Source organism: Niveispirillum fermenti (genome assembly GCF_048066175.1).
GTDB classification, from domain to species: Bacteria; Pseudomonadota; Alphaproteobacteria; order Azospirillales; family Azospirillaceae; genus Niveispirillum; species Niveispirillum fermenti.
This window is the reverse complement of sequence record NZ_JBLTXA010000049.1, coordinates 1-22,532: the sequence shown is the minus strand read 5'-3', so window position 1 is coordinate 22,532 and position 22,532 is coordinate 1. Positions and strand designations below refer to the sequence as shown.

Annotated in this window: 17 protein-coding genes; 11 read left to right on the top strand and 6 right to left on the bottom strand. The window is 65.1% G+C overall.

The features are described 5' to 3' along the window. Positions 1-91: 91 nt before the first annotated feature. The gene (locus tag ACM9LZ_RS23875; protein WP_416622030.1) at positions 92-676 is read right to left on the bottom strand and encodes a hypothetical protein; all 585 of its coding nucleotides are present in this window, start codon (positions 674-676) and stop codon (positions 92-94) included. A gap of 542 nt (positions 677-1,218) precedes the next feature. Between ACM9LZ_RS23875 and ACM9LZ_RS23870 the strand changes: the two genes are divergently transcribed. The 3 genes from ACM9LZ_RS23870 to ACM9LZ_RS23860 all read left to right on the top strand — a co-directional run bounded on the left by ACM9LZ_RS23870 (position 1,219) and on the right by ACM9LZ_RS23860 (position 4,769). After that, positions 1,219-2,517 (top strand): sugar MFS transporter, encoded by a 1,299-nt coding sequence (locus tag ACM9LZ_RS23870; protein ID WP_416622029.1) that lies wholly within the window; start codon positions 1,219-1,221, stop codon positions 2,515-2,517. A gap of 106 nt (positions 2,518-2,623) precedes the next feature. After that, complete coding sequence (locus tag ACM9LZ_RS23865; RefSeq protein ID WP_416622028.1) at positions 2,624-3,745, top strand: LacI family DNA-binding transcriptional regulator; 1,122 nt, start codon at positions 2,624-2,626, stop codon at positions 3,743-3,745. Positions 3,746-3,794: 49 nt separating this feature from the next. Next, entirely contained in the window at positions 3,795-4,769 is a 975-nt protein-coding gene (locus ACM9LZ_RS23860; protein ID WP_416622027.1) for a glucokinase, read from the top strand. A gap of 32 nt (positions 4,770-4,801) precedes the next feature. On the opposite strand, the gene ACM9LZ_RS23855 is transcribed toward ACM9LZ_RS23860, so the two are convergent. Genes ACM9LZ_RS23855 through ACM9LZ_RS23840 form a run of 4 tightly spaced genes read right to left on the bottom strand, consistent with a single transcriptional unit; the run spans position 4,802 to position 10,766 of the window. Beyond that, positions 4,802-6,304: a tryptophan halogenase family protein gene (locus ACM9LZ_RS23855; RefSeq protein WP_416622026.1), complete on the bottom strand. Its 1,503-nt coding sequence runs from the start codon at positions 6,302-6,304 to the stop codon at positions 4,802-4,804. After that, complete coding sequence (locus tag ACM9LZ_RS23850; protein WP_416622025.1) at positions 6,301-7,815, bottom strand: tryptophan halogenase family protein; 1,515 nt, start codon at positions 7,813-7,815, stop codon at positions 6,301-6,303. Before ACM9LZ_RS23850 ends, ACM9LZ_RS23855 begins: the two co-directional genes overlap by 4 nt. Positions 7,816-7,818: 3 nt before the next feature. Continuing rightward, positions 7,819-9,273: a tryptophan 7-halogenase gene (locus ACM9LZ_RS23845; RefSeq protein ID WP_416622024.1), complete on the bottom strand. Its 1,455-nt coding sequence runs from the start codon at positions 9,271-9,273 to the stop codon at positions 7,819-7,821. Then, entirely contained in the window at positions 9,270-10,766 is a 1,497-nt protein-coding gene (locus tag ACM9LZ_RS23840) for a tryptophan halogenase family protein (RefSeq protein WP_416622023.1), read from the bottom strand. The genes ACM9LZ_RS23845 and ACM9LZ_RS23840 overlap by 4 nt, the downstream gene beginning before the upstream one ends. Before the next feature lie 271 nt (positions 10,767-11,037). On the opposite strand from ACM9LZ_RS23840, the gene ACM9LZ_RS23835 reads away from it, so the two are divergent. Then, positions 11,038-14,415: a TonB-dependent receptor gene (locus tag ACM9LZ_RS23835; protein ID WP_416622022.1), complete on the top strand. Its 3,378-nt coding sequence runs from the start codon at positions 11,038-11,040 to the stop codon at positions 14,413-14,415. Between the two features lie 144 nt (positions 14,416-14,559). Here the strand turns inward: ACM9LZ_RS23835 and ACM9LZ_RS23830 are convergent, their stop codons facing one another. Next, positions 14,560-15,045, bottom strand: coding sequence for a MarR family winged helix-turn-helix transcriptional regulator (locus ACM9LZ_RS23830; RefSeq protein WP_416622021.1), 486 nt, complete (start codon positions 15,043-15,045; stop codon positions 14,560-14,562). 261 nt (positions 15,046-15,306) lie between these two features. Here ACM9LZ_RS23830 and ectA point away from each other — a divergent pair, with 261 nt between their 5' ends. The 7 genes from ectA (at position 15,307) to ACM9LZ_RS23795 (ending at position 22,463) form a co-directional block, all read left to right on the top strand. Then, entirely contained in the window at positions 15,307-15,864 is a 558-nt protein-coding gene (gene ectA, locus ACM9LZ_RS23825) for a diaminobutyrate acetyltransferase (RefSeq protein WP_416622020.1), read from the top strand. 29 nt (positions 15,865-15,893) lie between these two features. After that, positions 15,894-17,204: a diaminobutyrate--2-oxoglutarate transaminase gene (gene ectB, locus ACM9LZ_RS23820; RefSeq protein ID WP_416622019.1), complete on the top strand. Its 1,311-nt coding sequence runs from the start codon at positions 15,894-15,896 to the stop codon at positions 17,202-17,204. A gap of 158 nt (positions 17,205-17,362) precedes the next feature. Continuing rightward, the gene (locus tag ACM9LZ_RS23815; RefSeq protein ID WP_416622018.1) at positions 17,363-17,752 is read left to right on the top strand and encodes an ectoine synthase; all 390 of its coding nucleotides are present in this window, start codon (positions 17,363-17,365) and stop codon (positions 17,750-17,752) included. 49 nt (positions 17,753-17,801) lie between these two features. Then, a complete protein-coding gene (gene thpD / locus ACM9LZ_RS23810; RefSeq protein WP_416622017.1) occupies positions 17,802-18,719 on the top strand; it encodes an ectoine hydroxylase in 918 nt (305 codons plus the stop codon). Continuing rightward, positions 18,716-20,215 (top strand): aspartate kinase, encoded by a 1,500-nt coding sequence (locus ACM9LZ_RS23805; RefSeq protein WP_416622016.1) that lies wholly within the window; start codon positions 18,716-18,718, stop codon positions 20,213-20,215. Before thpD ends, ACM9LZ_RS23805 begins: the two co-directional genes overlap by 4 nt. 186 nt (positions 20,216-20,401) lie before the next feature. Beyond that, positions 20,402-21,688, top strand: a complete 1,287-nt coding sequence (locus tag ACM9LZ_RS23800) for an MFS transporter (protein ID WP_416622015.1) — start codon at positions 20,402-20,404, stop codon at positions 21,686-21,688. A 100-nt stretch (positions 21,689-21,788) separates the two neighbouring features. Then, positions 21,789-22,463, top strand: a complete 675-nt coding sequence (locus ACM9LZ_RS23795; protein WP_416622014.1) for a GntR family transcriptional regulator — start codon at positions 21,789-21,791, stop codon at positions 22,461-22,463. The last annotated feature ends 69 nt before the right edge of the window (positions 22,464-22,532 follow it).

Here is a 22,532-nt window from a genome sequence, read left to right as displayed (position 1 = left end):
GCCGCCGCGCGCCGGCTGAATACGTATGTTGTGCGCCGCAACGCGCGGCGAAATACGTATGCGGCACGGCGGCGGCAGGCCGCGTCGGGGGCTATTTTCCCGACATGTCGAGGACGTATATCTGGCCGATCTCCACCACCTGGCGCGCGGCGGCGATCTGGAAGCCGATGACGGCACCTCCCTGGCCGATGGCCCTGTCCGCCCGGGCCCTGACTTCGTGGATCTGCCAGTCGGGGCCGATGGACATCATCTTATCCCCGAACCCGGCATAGGGCGCTTCGTTCATCTGGATGCGCAGCCCCAGCCGTCCGTACCCGTCGGGTGTTTCTGCCGATACGGTCCGCGCCCAGAAGGCGACCGTGATCGGCTGATCCGGGATGACTGGAGCATTGAGCGGGATGTTCACCCCGATATCATAAGGGTTTGCCCCCGCATGGGGGGAGGAGACCTGCAAGGCGATGCCGCCGCCCACGCCCGGCGTCTTGATCCGCCTGTTCTTCTGTCCGCGGCCATAGACGACCCAGTCCATACGGGTGGGGTCATTCATCAGCTTACCCGGCAGGGCCGCCTGCAAGGCGGCCAGTGCATCATCATCACCGGCCGGTGCCGGCAAGGCCGGGCTGGTGATCAGCATGACAGATGCCAGTAATGGCGCAACCAGTTTGCGTAAATACATTGCTTCCTCCCTTCCCCCTGGCCGGGGGTCTTCTTGGTCCGGTCAGTAAACAACCGGAAGGACTGGCATTCAACGATAAATGGGAGCGCTATCAGACGTAGATTGGTGGGGGGTGACGATATCCGGCTTGTCTGAAATGTCCCGCCAGTGACAATAAAAATGACAACGCTATCCGTGCATGGTCCGACATTCTCGTCCGACGCGGGGGCAGATGACAATTCAACCCCTTATCCTGACCCTATGGACGCTTCGGGTCGAATTCCCGCCAGTCACCTCCGATGAGCCCGCGTGTGCCTTGCCGGACGGGTGTGCGGGCCGAAGCGGCGGAACGACCTGGCATCATGCTTGCCTGTGCTGCCGACGGCGTTGCCCGCAGGCTGGCATCACCGGCCGGCTGTTTACGAAATTACCGCCAACCCCCCGATTTTGGGTTGCGTTATTACGTGATTCAGCGGAGAAAGTGACTGTTCCTACAAAACAGTGTCGACAGCGTTGTCATTTTCTGCGACATGTCGACAAAACGAATTCCTTGGGAGGTCGCCTTGGCGCAGTCCGTACCGAATGCCGCATCGGGTGGGAACTCCACCTTCCCGGTGGCCCGCAAGATGCTGCCCTTCACCTTCATGCTGTTCTTCATCGTGGGTTTCGTGACCGTGCTGGTCGACCCGCTGGTGGCGAAGTTCAAGGCGGCTTTCAGCCTCAGCTACGCCGAGGCCATGCTGACCCAGTTCTGCTATTTCCTGGCCTATTTCCTGATTTCGCTGCCGGCCAGCCGGGTGCTGGACAAGTTGGGATATCTGCGCGGCGCCATTACCGGCTTCGTCACGGTCGGCATCGGCATCCTGCTGTTCATTCCCGCCATCGAAATCGCCCAATATTGGGTCTTCCTGGCCGCCCTGTTCGTGATCGCCACTGGCGTCACGATGATCCAGGTCGTCATGAACCCGCTGGCTTCCGGCCTGGGATCGCCCGATACGGCGCCGCAGCGGCTGACGCTGGCCCAGGCGTTCAATTCGGTGGCGACCTTCATCGGCCCGCTGCTGGCCGGTATCTTCATCTTCAACGCGATCACTGAATTGCCGGAAGGCATGGCGGGCACGACGGGTTCGCTGCGCGTGCTGGAAACGCCCTGCATCGTGCTGGCCCTGATCATGTTCGCCATCGCCATCCTGTTCTGGGTCCTGCGCCGGAACGAGACGGTCGTGCGCCGTGAGAGCGCGCATTGGCACATGCCCTCGCTGCGGGAGAATCCGCGTCTGGGCTTCGGTGCCCTGTGCATCTTCTCCTATGTCGGTGCGGAAGTCGCCATCGGCAGCCTGATGATCAATTATCTGGGCCTGGAAAGCACGCTGGGGCTGTCGGAGGAGCAGGCGACCACCTATCTCGCCTTCTACTGGGGCAGCGCCATGGTCGGCCGCTTCATCGGGTCGGCCGTGATGACCAAGGTGTCGCCGGCCCGTGTCCTGGCCTTCTGCGCCCTGATGACGGCGGTGCTGGCCACGACATCGGCCATGACCACGGGTGCCGTGTCGGCCTATACGGCCATCGCCATCGGCCTGTTCAACTCCATCATGTTCCCCACCATCTTCTCCTTGTCGGTGAAGGACATGGACGACCAGACGCCGGCCGCGTCGGGCCTGCTGTGCCTGGCCATCGTGGGTGGGGCGGTCGTGCCGGTGCTGACCGGTGCCTTCGCGGACGTGACCAGCCTGCATATGGCCATGTTCGTCCCTGTGGCCTTCTATCTGGTCATCGTCGCCTTCGGCCTGCTGTGCCTGAAGGGGGCGCTGGAAAACGGCCTGGGCCGGGTCCGGCCTGCCCCGGTCGGTGCCGCGGAATAATCCGCCCACCTTCCCCCTTTCATCGCGGAAGGCGTCGTGACCGGCGGCGGGGTATACGGAAGACCCCGCCGCCGCTTGCGGCTTTTGATGGACCCGGACGGGATTTATGCCGAAAATCAATCGTTCCAACCGGGAGTACCAGATGGCGCAGCCGCATCGCAAACCGACGATCAACGATGTCGCGGCCTTGGCCGAGGTATCGATCAAGACCGTCAGCCGCGTCATGAACAAGGAACCGAACGTCCGCGACGTGGTCCGCCAGCGTGTGCTGGCCGCCATCGCACAACTCGGCTACCAGCCCTCGCTGTCGGCGCGCAGCCTGGCGGGGGAGCGTTCGTTCCTGATCGGCCATTTCTACGGCGACACGGGCGGCCAATATACGCACGATATCCAGCTTGGCATGCTGAACCGCTGCCGTGCCGCCGGCTATCATCTGCTGATCGAGGAAATCGCCTACAACGCCCCGGATGTGGAGGAGCGGGCCGCCGCCCTGGTCAATCAGGTCCGCATGGCCGGCGTCGTCCTGACCCCCCCCGTCACGGACAATCCCGTGGTGCTGGGGGTCTTGCAGCGGGCCGGGGTGCCTTACGTGCGTATCGCGCCCGACCGGGATATCGACACCTCTCCCATCGTCCGGATCGATGAATGGAAGGCCACCCGGGACCTGACCGAACATCTGATCGGCCTGGGCCACCGCCGTATCGGATTCATCAAGGGCAAGGCGCAGCACGCGGCCACCCGCCTGCGCTATGCCGGCTTCTGCGAGGCGCTGGCCGATCATGGTCTGGCCCCCCTTCCCGACCTGATCGAGGTGGGCGAGTTCAATTACGGTTCCGCCCTGCCGGCGGCGCAGCGCCTGCTGGACCGGCCCGACCGGCCGACCGCCATCCTGGCCAGCAATGACGAGATGGCCGCCGCCGCCCTGGCCGTGGCCCACACGCTGGGCATCACGGTGCCCGACCAGCTTTCCGTTGTCGGTTTCGACGACATGCCCATCGCCACCATGGTCTGGCCACAGCTTGTCACCATCCGCCAGCCCGTGATCGACATGGCGGAGGCGGCGGCCGACATCCTGCTGGAACTGATCAAGCGCAAGGATGCCGGTGTCTGGGACAATCCCATGCCGCACCGGCAGCTCGACCACGCGCTGGTCATCCGCGGGTCCACGGGGCCGGCGCCGGACATGCCCGGCGCCGCGCTCCGCCCCATGCGCAGCGCCAGTGCCTGATCCCCTTCCCTTCGCCCTGAAGCCTTCCCGCCTGCCCTGGAACGACACCATGACTGACGGCCCCGCCCCCTTTCTGATCGCCGATATCGGTGGTACCAACGCCCGCTTCGCCCTGGTCGGGGCGACGGGCTCGCCCTTCAATGAACAGGTTCTGCGCTGTGCGGACTATCCGACCCTGCAGGAAGCGGCCCTGGCCTACCTGCAGGCGCAGGATCTGGTGGGGCGGGTGAAGACGGCGACCTTCGCCGTCGCATCACCCATTACCAGCGACCTGGTGCGCATGACCAACCTGGCCTGGGAATTCTCCATCACTGCCGTGGGCCGTGATCTGGGGCTGGACCGGCTGGATGTCATCAATGATTTCACCGCCGTGGCCCTGGGCATCCCCGAACTGGGGCCGGATGATTACACCCAGGTCGGCGAGGGGGAGCCCGTGAAGGGATCGCCCATCGGCGTGCTGGGTCCCGGCAGCGGGCTGGGCGTCTCGGCCCTGGTTCCTGCGGTCGGCGACGGCCATTTCATGGCGCTGGCCACGGAAGGCGGGCACGTCACCATGGCCCCCGTCACCGACCGGGAAAGTGCGGTGCTGGCCCAGCTTCGCAAACAGTTCGAGCATGTTTCGGCCGAACGGCTGGTCTGCGGCCCCGGTCTGGTGAACCTGTATGAGACCTTGTCCTTCCTGGACGGGATCGAGGCGGAGAAGCTGACGGCGGCGGAGATTTCCGATCGGGCGGTATCCAGGCGCTGCACGGTCTGTGTGGAGGCGCTGGACATGTTCTGCGCCATGCTGGGCACCGTGGCCGGTAATCTGGCCCTTTCGCTTGGATCGCGGGGCGGCATCTATATCGCGGGCGGCATCATTCCGCGGTTCCTGACCTGGTTCGGCCACAGCCGCTTCCGCAAGCGGTTCGTTGAGAAGGGCCGCATGCGCGCCTTCCTGGGGCCCATCCCCACCTATGTCGTCACCCACCCCTATCCAGCTTTCCTGGGGCTGGCGGCGCATGTGCGGCGGGTCGGGGTATAAGGCACTTCCGCCTCGATCCCCCCACCGCGACATCATGCGCCGCAATGCTGGCGGATGAAGTCGCGGTGGGTTGGCATGTAATCGGCGGAATTGGCGATGGCCTCGCGAATATGCGCCAGCCTGGTGCGGGTTTCCTCCAGGCTCAGGATATCGGCGACGGGATCGTAGCTTGCAGGCTGCATCAACTGGCCCAGCATGACGGCGAACCAGCTTGTATCGTTGAACAGTTCCTCGTTCTCCCGGAACGTGCGGCCATGGGCCAGGAACACCGCCATCTTCTCGGCCAGACGGTCGGGCACCGGCATGGTGCGGCAATAATCCCAGAAGGGGCTGTCGTCGCGTTCGGTCGCCTTGTAATGCAGGATCAGGAAGTCGCGGATCTCCGCATATTCCGTGGTCAGCACACGGTTGTAGCGGGCGATGGTGGCGGGGTTGAAATCCCGGTCCGGGAACATGGCCATCAGCCGGGACAGCCCGCTCTGGATCAGCCAGATCGACGTGCTTTCCAGCGGTTCCAGAAAGCCGGAGGACAGGCCGATGGCCACGACATTGCCAACCCACAGCCGGCGGCGATGACCCGTCCGGAAGGGCACGATGCGCGGATCGGCCAGCGGCTTGCCGTCCAGGTTGGACAGCAGGGTCGATATCGCCTCGTCGTCACTCATGTAGGCAGAGCAGAAGACATGGCCGTTGCCGGTGCGGTGCTGCAACGGGATGCGCCATTGCCAGCCGGCCTTGCGCGCCGTCGATCGCGTATAGGGCGTCATGGCCTCGGTCCCCTCGCATGGGACGGCCACGGCCCGGTCACAAGGCAGATGATGGGACCAGTCGACATAGCCCGCCTGCATCGCGCCTTCGATCAGCAGCCCGCGGAAGCCGCTGCAATCGATGAAAAGCTCGCCTTCCACCCGGCTGCCATCGGCCAGTTGCACCGACTGCACGAAGCCCGTCTCCGGATGCCGGTGGACGGCGACGATCCGGCCCTCCCGCCGCACGACACCGCGGGCCTCGGCATAGGAACGCAGATAGCGGGCATAGAGGCCGGCATCGAAATGGAAGGCGTAGGCGATGTCCGACAGGGGGGAGCGGCCGGCCTTGATGGCGCGCATGAAGCGCCCGCGCGCGCCGGCCGTGGCCTGCAGGGACCAATCCTCGATCCTGTCCACCAGACCCGCCTGCTTCAGGCGCAGCCAGTAGGCGTGGAAGGACACCCCCTCCATATGCAGCCCGATATGGCCGAACGGGTGGAAATAGGTATGGCCAAGCCGGCCCCAATCCACGAACTGGATGCCCAGCTTGAAGCTGCCCTTCGTGGCGCGCAGGAATTCATCCTCGTCGATGCCCAGCATGCGGTTGAAGGTGGCCATCTGCGGGATGGTCGCCTCGCCCACGCCGACAATGCCGATCTCGTCGGACTCGACCAACGTGATCTCCGCATAGTCCGGCCCCAGGATGCGGGCGAAGGTGGCGGCGCTCATCCATCCCGCGGTGCCGCCGCCGACGATGGTGATGCGGCGGATGCGGCGGTCGCTCATGGGTCTCTCCGTGCGGCGCAATGGCGGGCGATGAACGACCCATGGTCCGGCATGGCATCGGCGGCGCGGGCGAACAGGCTGCGCAGCCTGTCCAGATTATGGCGGACAAGGCGCGGATCGATGGTGTCGGCCACGGGGTCCCAGCGTTCCGGCAGGATGTCCTGGCCCAGCAGGACGGCGATCCAGCTATTCTCGCTGAACAGTTCGTCCTCGAACCGGAACAGCCGCCCGCCCGCCCGGAACAGGGCGATCTTCTCCGCCAGGCTGTCGGGAACGACCATGGCGGCGGCCCGTCGCCAGAAGGGTTCCGGCCGGTCATTGGCCAGGTAATGCAGGATGATGAAGTCCCGCACCTGCTCGAACTGCATCGCCGACAGCCGGTTGTAGGCCGCTTCATGCGCCGGGTCGAAGGATCGGTCGGGAAACAAGGCCAGCAGTTTGGAGATGCCCGCCTGGACCAGATGGATGGAGGTGCTTTCCAGCGGTTCCAGAAATCCGGAGGCCAGGCCCAGGGCCACGCAGTTGCGATTCCACATCCGCCGCCGCCGGCCCGTGGTGAAGCGCAGCATCCGTGGATCGGCCAGGGCCGGCCCTTCCAGATTGGCCAGCAGCGTCTCGGCCGCGCGCGCATCATCGATATCCCGGCTGCAATAGACGTACCCGTTGCCGGTCCGGTGCTGCAACGGGATGCGCCATTGCCAGCCGGCCTCCCGGGCCATGGCCCGGGTATAGGGCGGCGGCGGGCCGGCATTGGCCGACGGCACCGCCAGCGCCCGGTCGCAGGGCAGCCAATGCGTCCAGTCCTCATACCCCGTGTGCAGCGCCCCTTCGATCAGTAATCCCCGGAACCCCGAGCAATCGATGAAAAGGTCGCCGTCGATCCGTCTCCCGTCGGCCAGGATGACAGCGTCGATGAACCCGTCTTCGGCCCTCAGCGGCACGCCGGTCACCTTGCCTTCCACCCGCCGCACGCCCCGCGCCTCGGCATGGCGGCGCAGATAGGCAGCATAGAGGGCGGCGTCGAAATGGAAGGCGTAGGTCACCTGCGACAGGACGGAAGCCGGGTCGGCCGATGGACGCGCGAACCGGCCCTTGTGCGCCATCACCGCGCAGAGATTATAGTCATCCAGCGGGCCGGCCAGCCCCTGGCTGGACAGTTTCAGCCAGAACTGGTGGAACTTCACCGCCTCCATGTCGAAGCCGAAGGACCCGAACGGGTGCAGGTACCGGTGACCGGGCCGTGTCCATCCCTCGAACGCGATGCCCAGCTTGAAGCTGGCATGGGTCCTGGCGACGAAATCATCCTCGTCCAGGCCCAACAGCGCATTGAAGGCGCGGATGGGCGGGATCGTCGCCTCTCCCACGCCGACGGTGCCGATCTCCTCCGACTCCACAAGGGTGATGCGGGTCACGCCATTGCCGGACAGGCGCGACAAGGCGGCTGCAGCCATCCAGCCGGCGGTGCCGCCGCCCACGATGACGATGTCGCGGATGGTATCGGGGGGGCGCATGGGTCAGGTCCCTCCCGACAGATGGGCCAGCGCCCGTACATGAGGCGGCAGCCCACCGGCGGCCCGCAGCAGAAGGGTGCGCAACCGTTCCAGATGCGCCAGGATGGCCGTGTCGGGCAGGGCGGCGGCCTGGATGTCGCAGCGGCGTGCCCGCACACCCTGGCTGTCGAACAGGTTGGCCCAGTCGGACCGGCTGAACAGTTCCCCGTCCAGCAGCGGAATGCGGCCCCGGCTCTCATACAGCGCCATCTTATGGGTCAGGCTGTCCGGCACCGCCATGTCACGCGCGGCATCCCACAGCGGGTCGCCCCGCCGGCCGTTCAGCTTGTATCGCAGGATCAGGAAGTCACGCGCGCGTTCCAGTTCGTCGATCGTCTGCCGGTCGTACTCCCCCGCTTCAGCACCGTTTCGGGGGTCGACGGGGTAAAGCCCGACCAGACGCCCGATGGCCGATAACAGCAAGGAGAGCGACGCGCCGCCGACCGGGTCCAGGATGGCGGCGGCCCCACCCAATGCCAGAACGTTGCCCTGCCAGGGAGACCGGCGCCTTCCGCAGGTGAAGGACCGGGTGGCGGTATCAGCCGGGCCAACCGCACTGGCGGACAGACGCGCCGTCCACGCCCCCCGGCGCAATGGCAGCCGCCGGGTCCATCCCGCCGGCTCCGCCGCATGCAGCCCGTAGGGTGGCGGCGGGCCGTCGGGCGCGACGGGGACAATGGCGACCTTGTCACAGGGCAACCACCGTCCCCAATCCTGCCAGCCATTATCGGGCCGGCACAGCAGGGCCGATGGCCCCGTGGCATCGATGAACCAGTCCCCGGCCAGACGCGCCCCATCGGCCAGCACCAGGGCCGCGACATTGCCGTCCCCCGTCCGTTCCACCCCGGCCAGGGGGGACGATGCCTGCCGTGCGCCCGCCGCCTCCGCCCGCCGGCGCGCCAATGCCGCCAGCCCGCCAAGCTCCAGGAAGGCGCCATACGCCAGGGTGGACAGGACGGATCGCGTGTCCGCCACGGGCAGGCTGAACCGGTCCATCTGGGCGGCAAGGGTGGCCAGTGAATAATCCGTCATGCGCAGCCCCCGGCCGGTCTGACGCGCCCGCCAGACCAGTTGGGTAAAGCCGACACCGTTCAATTCCGCCCCGGTGTCACCGAAAGGCTGAAAGGACACGGATGACGGACCCGCCCAGCCGGTGAAGGCCGTGCCCAGGCTGAAGCCGCCACCGCCGGCCCGCAATACCTCCCCCTCCTCCAGTCCCAGTCGGGCGAAGGCAGCCCCGAAACCCGGCAGGGCCGGGGCGACGGGGCCGAACGGGTCCAGGCTGTCGTCGGGGCCGGACACGGGCACCAGCGTCACCGACCCGCCGCGGCCGGCATGCACCCGCGCCAGGGCGCAGGCCGCCAGCCAGCCGGCAAGACCCGCACCGGCAATCACGATGTCATGCAGCCCGGATTTCATGATGCCATCCCCTGGCGATATCGGGCCAGCACATCGCCATGCAGGGGCATGACGGCCGCCGCACGGCGGCAGCGCTCGGCCTCCGCCGCCATATGCCGGGATATTTCGGCATCAGGCACCAGGCCCGCGCGCGGGTCCACCCGGTCGGGCAGGATGTTCTGCCCCAGATAGACGGCCAGCCAGCTTGGTTCCAGGAACATGCCGTCGCGGTAGGTGACGACCACGCCACGTTCCCGGAACAGGTCCATCTTGGTGGCAAGGCTGTCGGGCAAGGCCATGGTGCGGCAATGGTGCCAGAAAGCTGTGTCGTCGCGCTGGGTGGCCACGTAATGCAGGATGATGAAATCCCGCACCCGCTCATATTCGAGGTCCATCAACCGGTTGAATTCCGCGGCGTCCAGCGGGTCCCAGCCCCCCGGTGCCGGGAACAGGTCCAGCAGACGGCCGATGCCAAGCTGGATCAGGTGGATGGACGTGCTTTCCAGAGGCTCCAGAAAACCTGCCGACAGGCCGATGGCCACGCAATTGCCCACCCATTGCCGCCTGCGCTTGCCCGTGGTGAAGCGCAGGCGGCGGGGGGTGGACGATGTCGGGCTTTCAAGCTGGTCCAGCAATGCCTGTTCGGCGGCATCGTCATCGATGAAGCCGCTGCAATAGACATGGCCATTGCCGGCACGGTGCTGCAGCGGAATGCGCCACATCCACCCCGCCATGCGGGCCGTGGCGCGCGTGTAGGGTGTGACGGGGCCGGCATTGGGGCACGGCACCGCCACCGCGCGGTCGCAGGGAAGCCAGCGGGTCCAGTCCTCGTACCCCGTGTGCAGCGCCTGTTCGATCAGCAGCCCGCGGAAGCCCGAACAGTCGATGAACAGATCGGCCGCAATTTCCTGCCCGTCCGCCATCACGACATGGTTCACGAACCCGTCGGGCCGCAACCGCACGCCGGCCACCTTGCCTTCCGTTCGCACCACGCCGCGCGCCTGGGCGAAGGCGGACAGATAGGCGGCATAAAGGCCGGCATCGAACTGGTAGGCATAGGAATAGGTGGAATAGAGGCTGGCCGGGTCCGGTGACGGGTGGCCGAACCGGCCGGCGCGGGCGGCCTGTACCGGCAGGGACATGCTGTCCAGCCCGGGCGGCACCAGTCCGGCCCGCCGGGCCCGCACCCAGTGATGATGGAACGGCACGCCGCCGATATCCTGGCCGAAGGCCCCGAACGGGTGGATATAACGGTCACCGATACAACCCCAGTCGCAGAACTCGATGCCCAGCTTGAAGGTGGCTTCGGTGCGCGACATGAAGTCGGCCTCGTCGAATCCCAGGCTGGCGTTGAAATGGCGTATGTGCGGCACCGTTGCCTCACCCACGCCGACAGTGCCGATTTCTGCGGATTCCACCAGCCGGATGGACACACCTGTTCCGGCCAGCTTATGGGCCAGCGCCGCCGCCGTCATCCAGCCGGCCGTGCCGCCGCCGACGATCAGCACACGCATGGTCGGCGCAGGACCTGTTCCCTCGTTTCCTGTTTCTTCGTTTATTGTCACGGCCCCTCCCCTTTACTGTATATGTTAACGCTCACGTCTGGATTTCGTCAATGTGTGTGCGCTGCGCCGTGATTTTGTTGCAATGCAAAACGAATAGAGAAAAATTTTGTTAGCCCTAACATCTGGAGACTTGACGCTGATGGGGGCTTTAATTACCAATTAACCTACAGAAGGCGCAAACAACAAAATGCTAGCGCTAACATGGTGGGAGGAAATGGGGATGGGTGTTGTGGTACGCCCCCTGACGGGGGAGCGGCGGCGGCCCGATTTCGGCCTGACGCTGCGGGATGGGGTATCCATTGCAGCCTTGTGCGCCATTGCGGCTGTTCTGCCCGTAAAGGCCCAGCAATCCGCGAGCGGGCAGGATGCGCCCGACACCCTGGTTGCGCAAGCCTCGGGTGACAGCGCTGTCCAGTCCGAATCGCTGGAAGAGATCATTGTCACCGGATTTCGCCGATCGCTGGAAAGCGCGCAGGACCTGAAGCGCTATTCCGAAAGCATCGTCGACAGCGTCACGGCAGAGGATATCGGCGCCCTGCCGGACCGGTCCGTGACGGAAGCGTTGCAGCGCATTCCCGGCGTGACGATCAATCGTTTCGCCGCCGGCATCGATCCGGATCATTTCTCGGTGGAAGGCTCGGGCGTGGTCGTGCGTGGCCTGACCTATGTCCGGTCGGAATTCAACGGCCGCGAGGCGTTCAGCGCCAATAACGGCCGTGCGTTGGGCTTCGCCGACGTGCCGTCCGAACTGATGGGCGGCGTGGATGTCTATAAATCGCCCACCGCCGACCGGATCGAAGGCGGCATCGCCGGCGTCGTCAACCTGCGCACACGCAAGCCCTTCGACAGCAAGGGCACCGTCATGGCGGCCTCGGCCGAGGCTTCCTATGGCGACTTCGTCAAGAAGGCGGCGCCGACGGGCTCCATCCTGCTGTCCGACCGCTGGGAGACGGGGGCCGGCGAGTTCGGCCTGCTGGGCAGTTTCGTGGGCTCCCAGCTCAAGACCCGTGCCGACCGGTTCCAGCTCTCCAGCTTTCGCGTCCGCAACCTTTATTCCGATGGCGACGTCGTCCAGAACGGGTCGGAGGAGGCGCCCAACGCCATCACAGATCAGGTGCTGTTCCCGCGCGGTGCCGTGGTGGGCAGCCAGGAATTCGACCGGCGCCGGTATGGCTATGCCGGAGCCGCGCAATGGCGCAGCCCCGACAACAGGATGGAGGCGGTGTTCACCTTCCTGCGTTCCGACGCGCGGCAGGCCTGGACCGAACATGCGGTCGAAATCGCGACCGACAACGTGGCCAACAACGGCGACAGCCGTCGTGTGCCGGGCACGGAATTGAAGTTCAGCAGCAGCGGCATGTTCGAAAGCGGTCTCATCACCGGGCCCAACGGCTGGCGCGACGATCAGCGGACCGAGGATGCCTGGGGCAATCCCGTGGTGCCGCGCATCACGGAATATGGGCTGCAGAGCAACAATATCCGCCGCGATCATGAAGAAAAGCTAGTCACCAACGATTACGGTCTGAATTTCCGCTGGGATGTCACCGACAATCTGGGCCTCAACTTCGATTACCAGCATGTGAAATCGTCAAGCTGGATCATCGATAACGGGCTTTGGACCTCCAGCTACCAGAATGTCCTGATCGACATGAATGGCGGCAAGGGATATCCGCGCGTCGAGTTCCAGCCGCCGCAGGTCTGCTCCGGCCCCTCCGCCAACTGGGCTTGTTCCGGCGTCCCCGGCAGCACGGGCAGCCCGACCTATTTCGGGGAGGGGCATAACAGCTTTGCCGACCCGTACAATACCTTCTACCGGTCCGCGATGGACCATATCGAGGATAGCACCGGCAATTCCGACGCTGTCCGTATCGATGCCGACTACAAGTTCGAGGATAGCAATTTCCTGAAATCGGTGCAGGTGGGTTACCGCTATGCCGACCGGCAGCAGACGGCACGCTTCTCCACTTACAACTGGGGTCGTCTGTCGGAGCAGTGGGGCAATAACGGCCCGGTGTGGCTGGACGATCCGCTGGATGGCAACCCGCAGACCAACGCCGTCGGCACGCCGGCCACGGCTTATCAATCCTACAAATACCCGAACTTCTTCCGCGGCAAGTTCCCCGATCCGCTGCTGGGCCAGGGCCGGCTGTTCTACTCCGGCAATTCCGCCAAGAACTATGCCGATTACATCGCCTTCGCCAACTCGATCAACCGCGAATGGGAACCGACGGTGACGGGCGAGGATGGCGTGGTGCGCAATGGTGGCTGGAATTCGCTGGCCGACCGGGCCGGGGTGGTGGCGGGCACGCCGTTCCTGCCCGGCGAGATCAATCCCATCCGGGAGGAGAACAACGCCGGCTATATCCTGGCCAAGTTCGACGGCGATATGAGCAATGGATGGAAATTCAGCGGCAATGTCGGGGTGCGCTATACCACCACCGACCGCACGTCCGATGGTTTCCTGGCTTTTCCCACGCCCAGTTCGGCTTTTCCGACCGACCAGAATTGCCTTGAATCGCAGCAGCAGATTGAAGAGACGGGTGAAGGCGCCCTGCCCGCCTTCTGCACTTTCAGTCCGGAGGTGCGGCAACAGGCCCGTAATTATACCAATAACGCGCTGATCCCCTCGCGGGTGAAGATCAACTATGATCACTGGTTGCCGAACCTGAACCTCAAACTGGCCGTGAGTGACGAGTTGCAGTTCCGCGCCGCCTATTTCAAGGGGGTGGCGCCGCCGGCCACGGGCCTGACCCGCAACTATTTCAACGTCAACCTGGAGACGGTCCAGAATGTGAACAGCGACGGCAGTGCCATTCCCGGCAGCTATCGCCTGCAGGGCACCTTCAATGCCGGCAACCCGTTCCTGCGGCCGACCACGGCCGACAATTACGACCTGACGGCGGAATGGTACTTCGCCAATGTCGGTCAGTTGACGGCATCACTGTTCTACAAGGAACTGAAAGGGGTGCTGACGAATGATGTCCGCCGTTATTCGCTGACCAATAACGGCGCCACGTTCGACAGTGTCGTGACCACGCCCGTCAATGCTGATGAGATCGGAAAGATCAAGGGACTGGAACTGGCCTATCAGCAGACCTACGACTTCCTGCCGGGCATCTGGGGTGGTTTCGGCCTGCAGGCCAACTACACCTATGTCCATTCAAAGGGGGTGCCGCAAAGCACATTGTCCGAAACGGACCCGGATGTGGGGGCGGGGCGCGTGACGACGGTGGACATGACCAAGCTGCCGCTGCAGGGACTGTCCAAGCACTCGTTCAACATCACGCCCTTCTATGAATATGGACCGATCTCGGCCCGCATTTCTTATTCCTGGCGGTCGGATTTCCTGCTGACCATCCGGGACGTGATCTTCCCCTATGATCCGATCGTCAATGAAGCAACAGGCCAGTGGGATGCCTCGCTGTTCTACAGCTTCAACGACAATCTGAAATTCGGACTCCAGGGGGCCAATCTGCTGAACGAGGTCACGAAGACCTCAGCCGTGGTTACCGGCCCCGATGGCGAAAATGTGAAGGTGCCGCGCGGGTGGTACATGAACGACCGCCGCATCACGGCCGTCGCGCGCTTCACCTACTAATACATGCGGCGGGCGGCCGGGTTCTTTCCCGGCCACCGGGGGCATGGGTCCTCATCAAGTCTCCTCAAGCAACTTGGGCGCCGTCGTTCCCGCGACGGCGCCATTTTCTTGCCCTCAATTTCCCTGTCGCTATGCCCGGCCATATCACGGCAACCGGTCGATGGGGCCGCCCGTGTCGATCAGGGGGGCGGCGTCGATATCCTCGGCATCCATCAGGCTGCTCAGCCGTTCCAGCATGGCGATGAGCATCGCCTGTTCCCAGTCCGGCAATTTGCGGAAACGGTTTGAAAACTGATTCTGCAGCATGTCCGGCGCGTCCGCCAGCACGTCCCGGCCCCGCGGCGTGATGGCGACCCATACCTGGCGCCGGTCCTGGCTGCCACGGCGGCGGGCGGCCAGACCCAGGCTTTCCAGCCGGTCGACCAGATTGGTCACGGTGGCCTGGCTGAACTGCACGGCTGCGGCCAGCGCACTGGGCGTCGCCTCCCCCCGCCGCGCCACTTCCTGCAGAAGAAGCAGTTGCGACGGCGTCAGGCCCGTGGCGGCGGCCAGCCGCCTTTCAGCCATTTCGGCGGCACGCATGATACGCCTGATGGCACGCAGGGCGGCTTCCGTTCGGGGATCTGACATGGGGGGAATCACTTCGGGGCCTGTCTGTACATTCTGGCTTTACCGGCTGCGAACCCGCCATGCAAGGCTGATTATATTTTTATAGATGAAGGACTTTTTCGGGCGGACATAGCTGCTTCCACCCGCTCTGGAAGCAAAAAGTCGACCCAAAAGGTTGACGTGACCTTGTTTTTGCGTAAGCCTTACCCACCTTCACGGCTCCGACACAGGCATGTGTCTGTGCCAGATGATTCGAATGATAAAATATCAAGGGGGTGAAAAATGGCTTTGCCAGGACACCAGCCCGAAAATGACGCCACCACGCCTTCCCGTCCCGGCCCTGCCCTGCGTTTGCGTCAACCGCTTACCGAAGATGGGGCCGCCATCCATCGGCTGATCGCCGCCTGTCCACCCTTGGACACCAATTCGCTGTACTGCAACCTTCTGCAGGCCAGCCATTTCGCGGATTGCAGCATCCTGGCCGAGGCGGATGGGCGCCTGCTGGGGTGGATTTCCGGATACCGGCTGCCGGCCGATCCGACGACCCTGTTCGTCTGGCAGGTCGCGGTACATCCGGACGCCCGTGGCCTGGGGCTGGGCCGGCGGTTGCTTTCCGACCTTCTGGCCCGTCCGGGCCTGGCTGATATCAAGACCATGGCCACGACGATCACGCCTTCCAACGAGGCAAGCTGGGCCCTGTTCCGCAGCTTTGCCAAATCCCAGGGCGCAGCCTTTCGCCATGACGCCCATTTTGAACGCGACCGGCATTTCGACGGCGCCCATGAGGCGGAACATATGGTCACCATCGGACCACTCCCTTCCGTCCGCGCCGCCGCCTGAGCCGGCCTCGCAAAAACGAGAGACAGATCATGACTATGATGCCGAAACCGACGGCCACCCTGCCCGACGTCTCCACCTTCGACCGCATGGAATCGCGCGTGCGCAGCTATTCGCGCGCCATGCCGCGCCTGTTCACCAAGGCGCAAGGTGTCTGGATGGAAGATGCCCAGGGTGGCCGCTATCTTGATCTTCTGTCGGGCTGTTCCAGCCTGAATTACGGTCATAACCACCCGGTGCTGAAGCAGGCGCTGATGGATTACATCGCCAGCGACGGCGTGACCCACAGCCTGGACCTGCATACCGAGGCCAAGGAGGAATTCCTGGCCGAACTGGAAAGCACGATCCTGGCCCCGCGCGGCCTTTCCTATCGCGCCATGTTCACGGGGCCGACCGGCACCAACGCCGTGGAGGCGGCCCTGAAGCTGGCCCGTAAGGTGACGGGGCGCCAGCATGTGATCGCCTTCACCAACGGCTTCCACGGCATGACGCTGGGTGCGCTGGCCTGCACGGGCAATGCCGGCAAGCGCGGCGGGGCCGGTGTGCCGCTGACCCATGTCAGCCATGAACCGTTCGACGGCTATTTCGGCCCCGACGTCGATACGGCAGAATTGCTGGAACAGCGCCTGTCCGACCCATCCAGCGGTCTGGACAAGCCGGCGGCCATTCTGGTGGAGCCGGTCCAGGGTGAGGGCGGGCTGAATGTGGCCTCCCCGGCATGGCTGCGCCGCATCGCCGATATCGCCAAGCGCCATGGCGCGCTGCTGATCCTGGACGAAATCCAGGCCGGCTGCGGCCGGACGGGTGATTTCTTTGCCTTCGAGGCAGCCGGCATCAAGCCGGATATCGTGACCCTGGCCAAATCGCTGTCCGGCATGGGGTTGCCCTTTGCCCTGACCTTGTTCCGGCCGGAACTGGACCAGTGGAAGCCGGGCGAGCATAACGGCACCTTCCGTGGCAACAACCATGCCTTCATCACGGCCGCGGCGGCCCTGCGCCATTTCTGGCGCGATGGTGCCTTCGAGCGGGAGGTGAAGGCACGGGGCGAATTCCTGGGCAAGTGCCTGCGGGAAATCGCCGCCCCCTATGGCGACCGTGTCCGGCTGAAGGGCCGCGGCATGATGCAGGGTATTGATGTCGGCTCCGGGGAGATCGCCGACCAGATCACCGCCGCCGCCTTTGCCCGCGGTGTGATCATCGAGACCAGCGGCGCGCATGACGAGGTGGTCAAGGTGCTGGCGCCGCTGACCATCACCGAACAGGAACTGGCCACGGGCATGCGCATCCTGCGCGAATGCACGCAGCAGGCCATGGCGCCGGCCTTCCAGGCCGCCGCTGAGTAATCGGACGGATTTTCTGGGAACGACCGGCCGTCGCAGGCGTTATCGATGCGACCCCCGCGCCTATACCGGTCGGGAAGCCGCATGGCTGCATGCATGCGGTGCCCCGCCGGCCGTTCCCGGCCATTCGTCTTCAGGGAATTATCCAGGGAACCAGAAAAATGATCGTACGCAATCTCGCCGACGCACGTTCGTGCGAACGCAATGTCGTCTCCAAGGGTTGGGAAAGCGCCCGGCTGCTGCTGAAGGATGACGGCATGGGATTTTCCTTCCACATCACCACCATCTATGCCGGCGCTGAGTTGCTGATGCACTACAAGAACCATCTGGAGTGCGTTTACTGCATCAGCGGCGAGGGCAGCATCGAGGATCTGGCCACCGGCCAGGTGCATGAGATCCGCCCCGGCACCATGTATGCCCTGAACCTGAACGACCGGCACATCCTGCGCGGACGCACGGAAATGATCATGGCCTGCACCTTCAATCCGCCCGTCACGGGGCGTGAGGTGCATGACGAAACGGGCGCCTATCCGGCGGAAGAAGCGGCATGACCCCAGCGTCCCGACCGCTTTCTCCGGACAACCGATACGAGGCCATCTCATGATCGACCATTATCCTTCCCGACAGACCGACCGCGCCAGCCTGCTGCCGCGGCTGGACCCCGTCGTCCATGGCACCTGGACGCCCCAGGCGCCGCTGACGCAGGAGCAGAGCCGTTTCTTCGATGAAAACGGCTATCTGGTGCTGGAAAACCAGTTCGACGCCGCCGAGATCGCGGCCCTGCAGGCGGAGGCCGCCACGCTGCTGGCCCATCCCGCCGGGCTGAAGCCGGAAACGGTGATCACCGAGCGCAACAGCAAGGAAGTGCGCTCCATCTTCGAAATACATCGCCAGAATGCGATGCTGGCCTGGCTTGCCGCCGATGCGCGGCTGTCGGAGGTGGCCCGTTACCTGCTGGCCGATGATGTCTACATCCACCAGTCCCGCCTGAACTACAAGCCCGGCTTCCAGGGCAAGGAGTTCTACTGGCATTCCGATTTCGAGACCTGGCATGTTGAGGACGGGATGCCGCGCATGCGCGCCCTGTCCATGTCCATCCTGCTGGCGCGGAACACGCCGCACAATGGTCCCCTGATGCTGATCCCCGGATCGCACAAAGAGTATCTGACCTGTGTCGGTGAAACGCCCGACGACCATTACAAATCGTCCCTGAAGAAGCAGGAATATGGCGTGCCGGACGAGGACAGCCTGGCCGATCTCGCCAACCGTCACGGCATCGTGGCGCCCACGGGCGAGCCGGGCACGGTCGTCATCTTCGACTGCAACATCATGCATGGTTCGAACGGCAACATCACGCCCTTCCCCCGGGCCAACGCCTTCCTGGTCTACAACGCCCTGTCGAACCGGCTGGAGAAGCCGTTCGGCCCGGCGACGCCCCGGCCGGATTTCATCGCGGCCCGGAAGGATATCGAGCCCGTCCGGCCCATGGCCGGTCCCCTGAAGCGGAGGGCGGCATGAGCATGGATATGAAAGCGGAGCTGACGGACCCCTCCCCTGTGATGGCCACCATGGCCAACCACACGGTTGAGAAGATCGGCGGCACCTCCATCACTGCCACCGACACCGTCTTGCGCAATGTGCTGATCGGCGGCCGCAGCGGCGATGCCCTCTATCGCCGCATCTTCGTCGTATCCGCCTATGCCGGCATCACGAACCTGTTGCTCGAACACAAGAAGACGGGCGAGCCCGGCGTCTACGCCACCTTCATCAACGATGGCACGGGTGACGAATGGGGGGGGGCGCTGGAACGGCTGAAATCAGCCATGCTGGAACGCAACGCCACCATCTTCACTCCCGGCCCCAGCCGCCATCAGGCCGATGCCTTCGTCGCGGAGCGGGTGGAGGGCGTGCGCCAGTGCCTGGACGATCTGCACCGGCTGCGCAGCCACGGGCATTTCCGTCTGGCCGAACCCCTGGCCGCCGTGCGTGAGATGCTGGCCGGGCTGGGCGAGGCGCACAGTGCGCACAACACGGCCCTGTTGTTGCGCGACAAGGGGATCAATGGCTGCTTCGTCGACCTGACGGGCTGGCGCGACACGGCCCAGCCAGACCTGGACACGCGCATCCGCGACGGGCTGGCCGGGATCGATCTGTCGACCTCCCTGCCCATCGTCACGGGCTATGCCCAGTGCAAGGAAGGCATGGTCGGCCGTTACGACCGCGGCTATTCGGAAATGACCTTCTCCCGTGCGGCCGTGCTAACCGGCGCGGCGGAGGCCATCATCCACAAGGAATTCCACCTGTCCAGCGCCGACCCCAAGCAGGTGGGCGAGGCCAATGCCCGCAAGATCGGCCTCACCAACTATGACGTGGCGGACCAGCTTGCCAATCTGGGCATGGAGGCCATCCACCCCCGGGCCGGGCGCGGGCTGCGTCAGGCGGGGATCTGGCTGCGCGTGAAGAACACCTTCGACCCGGCCGACGACGGCACGCTGATCCGTGGCGACTATGTGTCCGACCGGCCGCGCGTGGAGATCGTCACGGGCCTGCGCAACGGCACCGCGCTGGAGTTCTTCGAGCAGGACATGGTCGGGGAAAAGGGCTATGACGCCGGCATTCTGGAGGCGTTGACCCGCCACCGCGCCTGGATCATCGCCAAGTCCAGCAATGCCAACACCATCACGCATTATTTGCGCGCCAGCGGCACCGCGGTGCGGCGTGTGGTGGAGGATCTGGAAAAGCGTTTCCCCACGGCTGGTATCGCCACGCATGCTGTTTCCGTCGTATCGGTGATCGGCAGCGACCTGAACCGGCCCGGCCTGCTGGCCGACGCGCTGGGGGCTCTGGCACAGGCCGGCATCTCGGTGATGGGCGTTCAGCACCAGATCCGCAATGTGGATGTGCAGTTCATTCTGGCCAGGGATGATTTCGACCGGGCCGTGAAGGCTCTGCATGACCGGCTGATCGGCACCGCCGACAGCACCCCCATGCCCGCCCCGGCCATTGCCGCCTGACGGGATGCTGCCCATCTTGATGACCAGCGCCCGCTTTGAAGGCTTATACCCAGTCCCGGTGATCGCAACCGATCACCGGCCTCAATCGCCGGCGCCCACATCCGTGGGCTGCCGGATGGCGATGGCCGGTGGCGGAGTGGTTGGAAAGGATGGCATGGCGTTGATGGCGAGATTCAAGGTGGCACGATGATGGCGTTGCGTTCCGTCCGCGCGCTGCTGGCCGCCATTTTCCTGGCCATGGCCGGCAGCGGGTTCCTGGCCACGTTGCTGGCGCTGCGTCTGCGCGATGCGGGGGCGGGCCCTGTCACCATCGGCTGGATGGGCACGGCCTATTTCATCGGGCTGGGCCTGGGTTCGCTGCTGGTCTTCCGGATCATCCGCCGCGTGGGGCATATCCGCGCCTTCGCCGCCTTCGTCTCCACCTTTTCCGCCACCCTGCTGGCCTATGCGCTCTACCAGGACACGGTGTTCTGGGCTGTTCTGCGGCTGCTGGACGGGCTGTGCATGGCCGGAATCTTCGTCTGCCTGGAAAGCTGGCTGAACGAGCGTGCCCCATCGGAAGGACGCGGCGGGGTCCTGGCCTTCTACATGATTGCACTCTATGTCGGTCAGGCGGCGGGTCAGCCCCTGCTGACCCTGGGCGATCAGGCCGCGCTGCTGCCCCTGGCGGCGGCGTCGATCCTGATGTCGCTGGCCGTTCTGCCCGTGGTGCTGACCCGCATGCCACCCCCCAGCCTGCCCGAGGGCGGGGCCATGGGCCTGCGTCCGCTGTACGAGGCATCGCCCCTGGGCGTTGTCGGGGCGCTGACCACGGGCATCATGCTGGGCGCCTTCTATGCGCTGGGCGGGCTGTTCGCGGCCGGCATCGGCCTGGACCTGACCGGCACGTCCTGGTTCATGACGGCCGCCATCCTCGGCGGTGTCGTCCTGCAATGGCCGCTGGGCCTGATGTCGGACCGTTTCGACCGCCGGCAGGTGATCATCGGCTCACTGGCGGCGGCGGGCATCCTGGCCCTTGTCATCATTCTGGCGGCACTGGCCCTTCCCGCCTTGCTCCTGCCGGCCATCGCGCTGTTCGGCGGCGTGGCCTTCGCCCTTTACCCGCTGTTCGTGGCCCATGCCAATGACCGGCTTTCATCGGAAAACCGGGTGGGCGCCACGGGCGGGCTGGTCATGGTCTATTCCGCCGGGGCCGTGGCGGGTCCGGTCAGCGGGGCGGCAGCCATGGGGCTGGTCGGCCCCTGGGGATTGTTCGCGTTGATCGGACTGGTGGCCGCAGCCACGCTGGGGTTCGCCTTGCGCCGGGCACGCCTGTCCGCCCCTGTGCCATCCGAACAGCAGATGCCCTATCAGATCCTGCCCCGCACCACCCCGGTGGCGGCCAGCGTGCTGGAGGTTCAGGAAATACCGGACCCGGCTGCGGACACGGATGCCGCCGGCCCGGTGGAGAATGTCCCCTCCCCCGGACCCTGATGGCGGCCTTGAAGGGAGTGGTGGTGCCGGGATGCGTGTCTGGGGTAGAAGTCAGCGCATGAGGAGAAGTTGAACGGTCGGCATCGACCAGGAAGCGCCGATGAGCAATGCAGTCGACAAGGCCTATATGGCCATCCGGGATGCCATCCATGCGGGTCGTTTCCCGCCGGGCACGCACCTGAAGGAAGGGGAACTGGCCGACCTGACCGGTGTCAGCCGCACGCCCGTCCGCGAGGCATTGCGCCGGCTGAACGCCGAAGGGGCGGTGCGCTTCCTGCGCAACCATGGTGCCTTCGTGGCTGACTGGTCCATGGCGGAGATCCGGGAGATTTTCGATCTGCGGTCGATGCTGGAGGGATACGCCGCCGAACGCGCCGCCGAACGCGCCACGCCGGCGCAGGTTGCAAGGCTGCGCATCCTGGCAGAGGAGATGCTGGAACTGGGCGGACTGGCAACGCCCGACGCCCTGTCCCGCATCGCCGAGGCCAATGGCGAGTTCCACCGCCTGATCACCCAGGCGGCGGGGACCCAGCGCCTGGCCCTGATGATGACCCAGGTGATCGAACTGCCGCTGGTGCTGCGCACCTTCCACCGTTACAGCACGGAGGCGCTGCATCGCAGCCTGCGCCATCATATGGAGATTGTGGCGGCGTTCGAGGTGCGTGACGGCGCCTGGGCCGGTTCCGTCATGCGCAGCCATATCGCCGCCGCCTGGCATGCGATCGAGATGGGCGGCGCCCGCCAGCCCGAACCGTCACGGGCCGCCGCCGAATGACCGGCCGATCCCGCCCGGGAAGCCGATAATACCAACTTCCGGTGATCGCAACCGATCACCGGCCTCAGG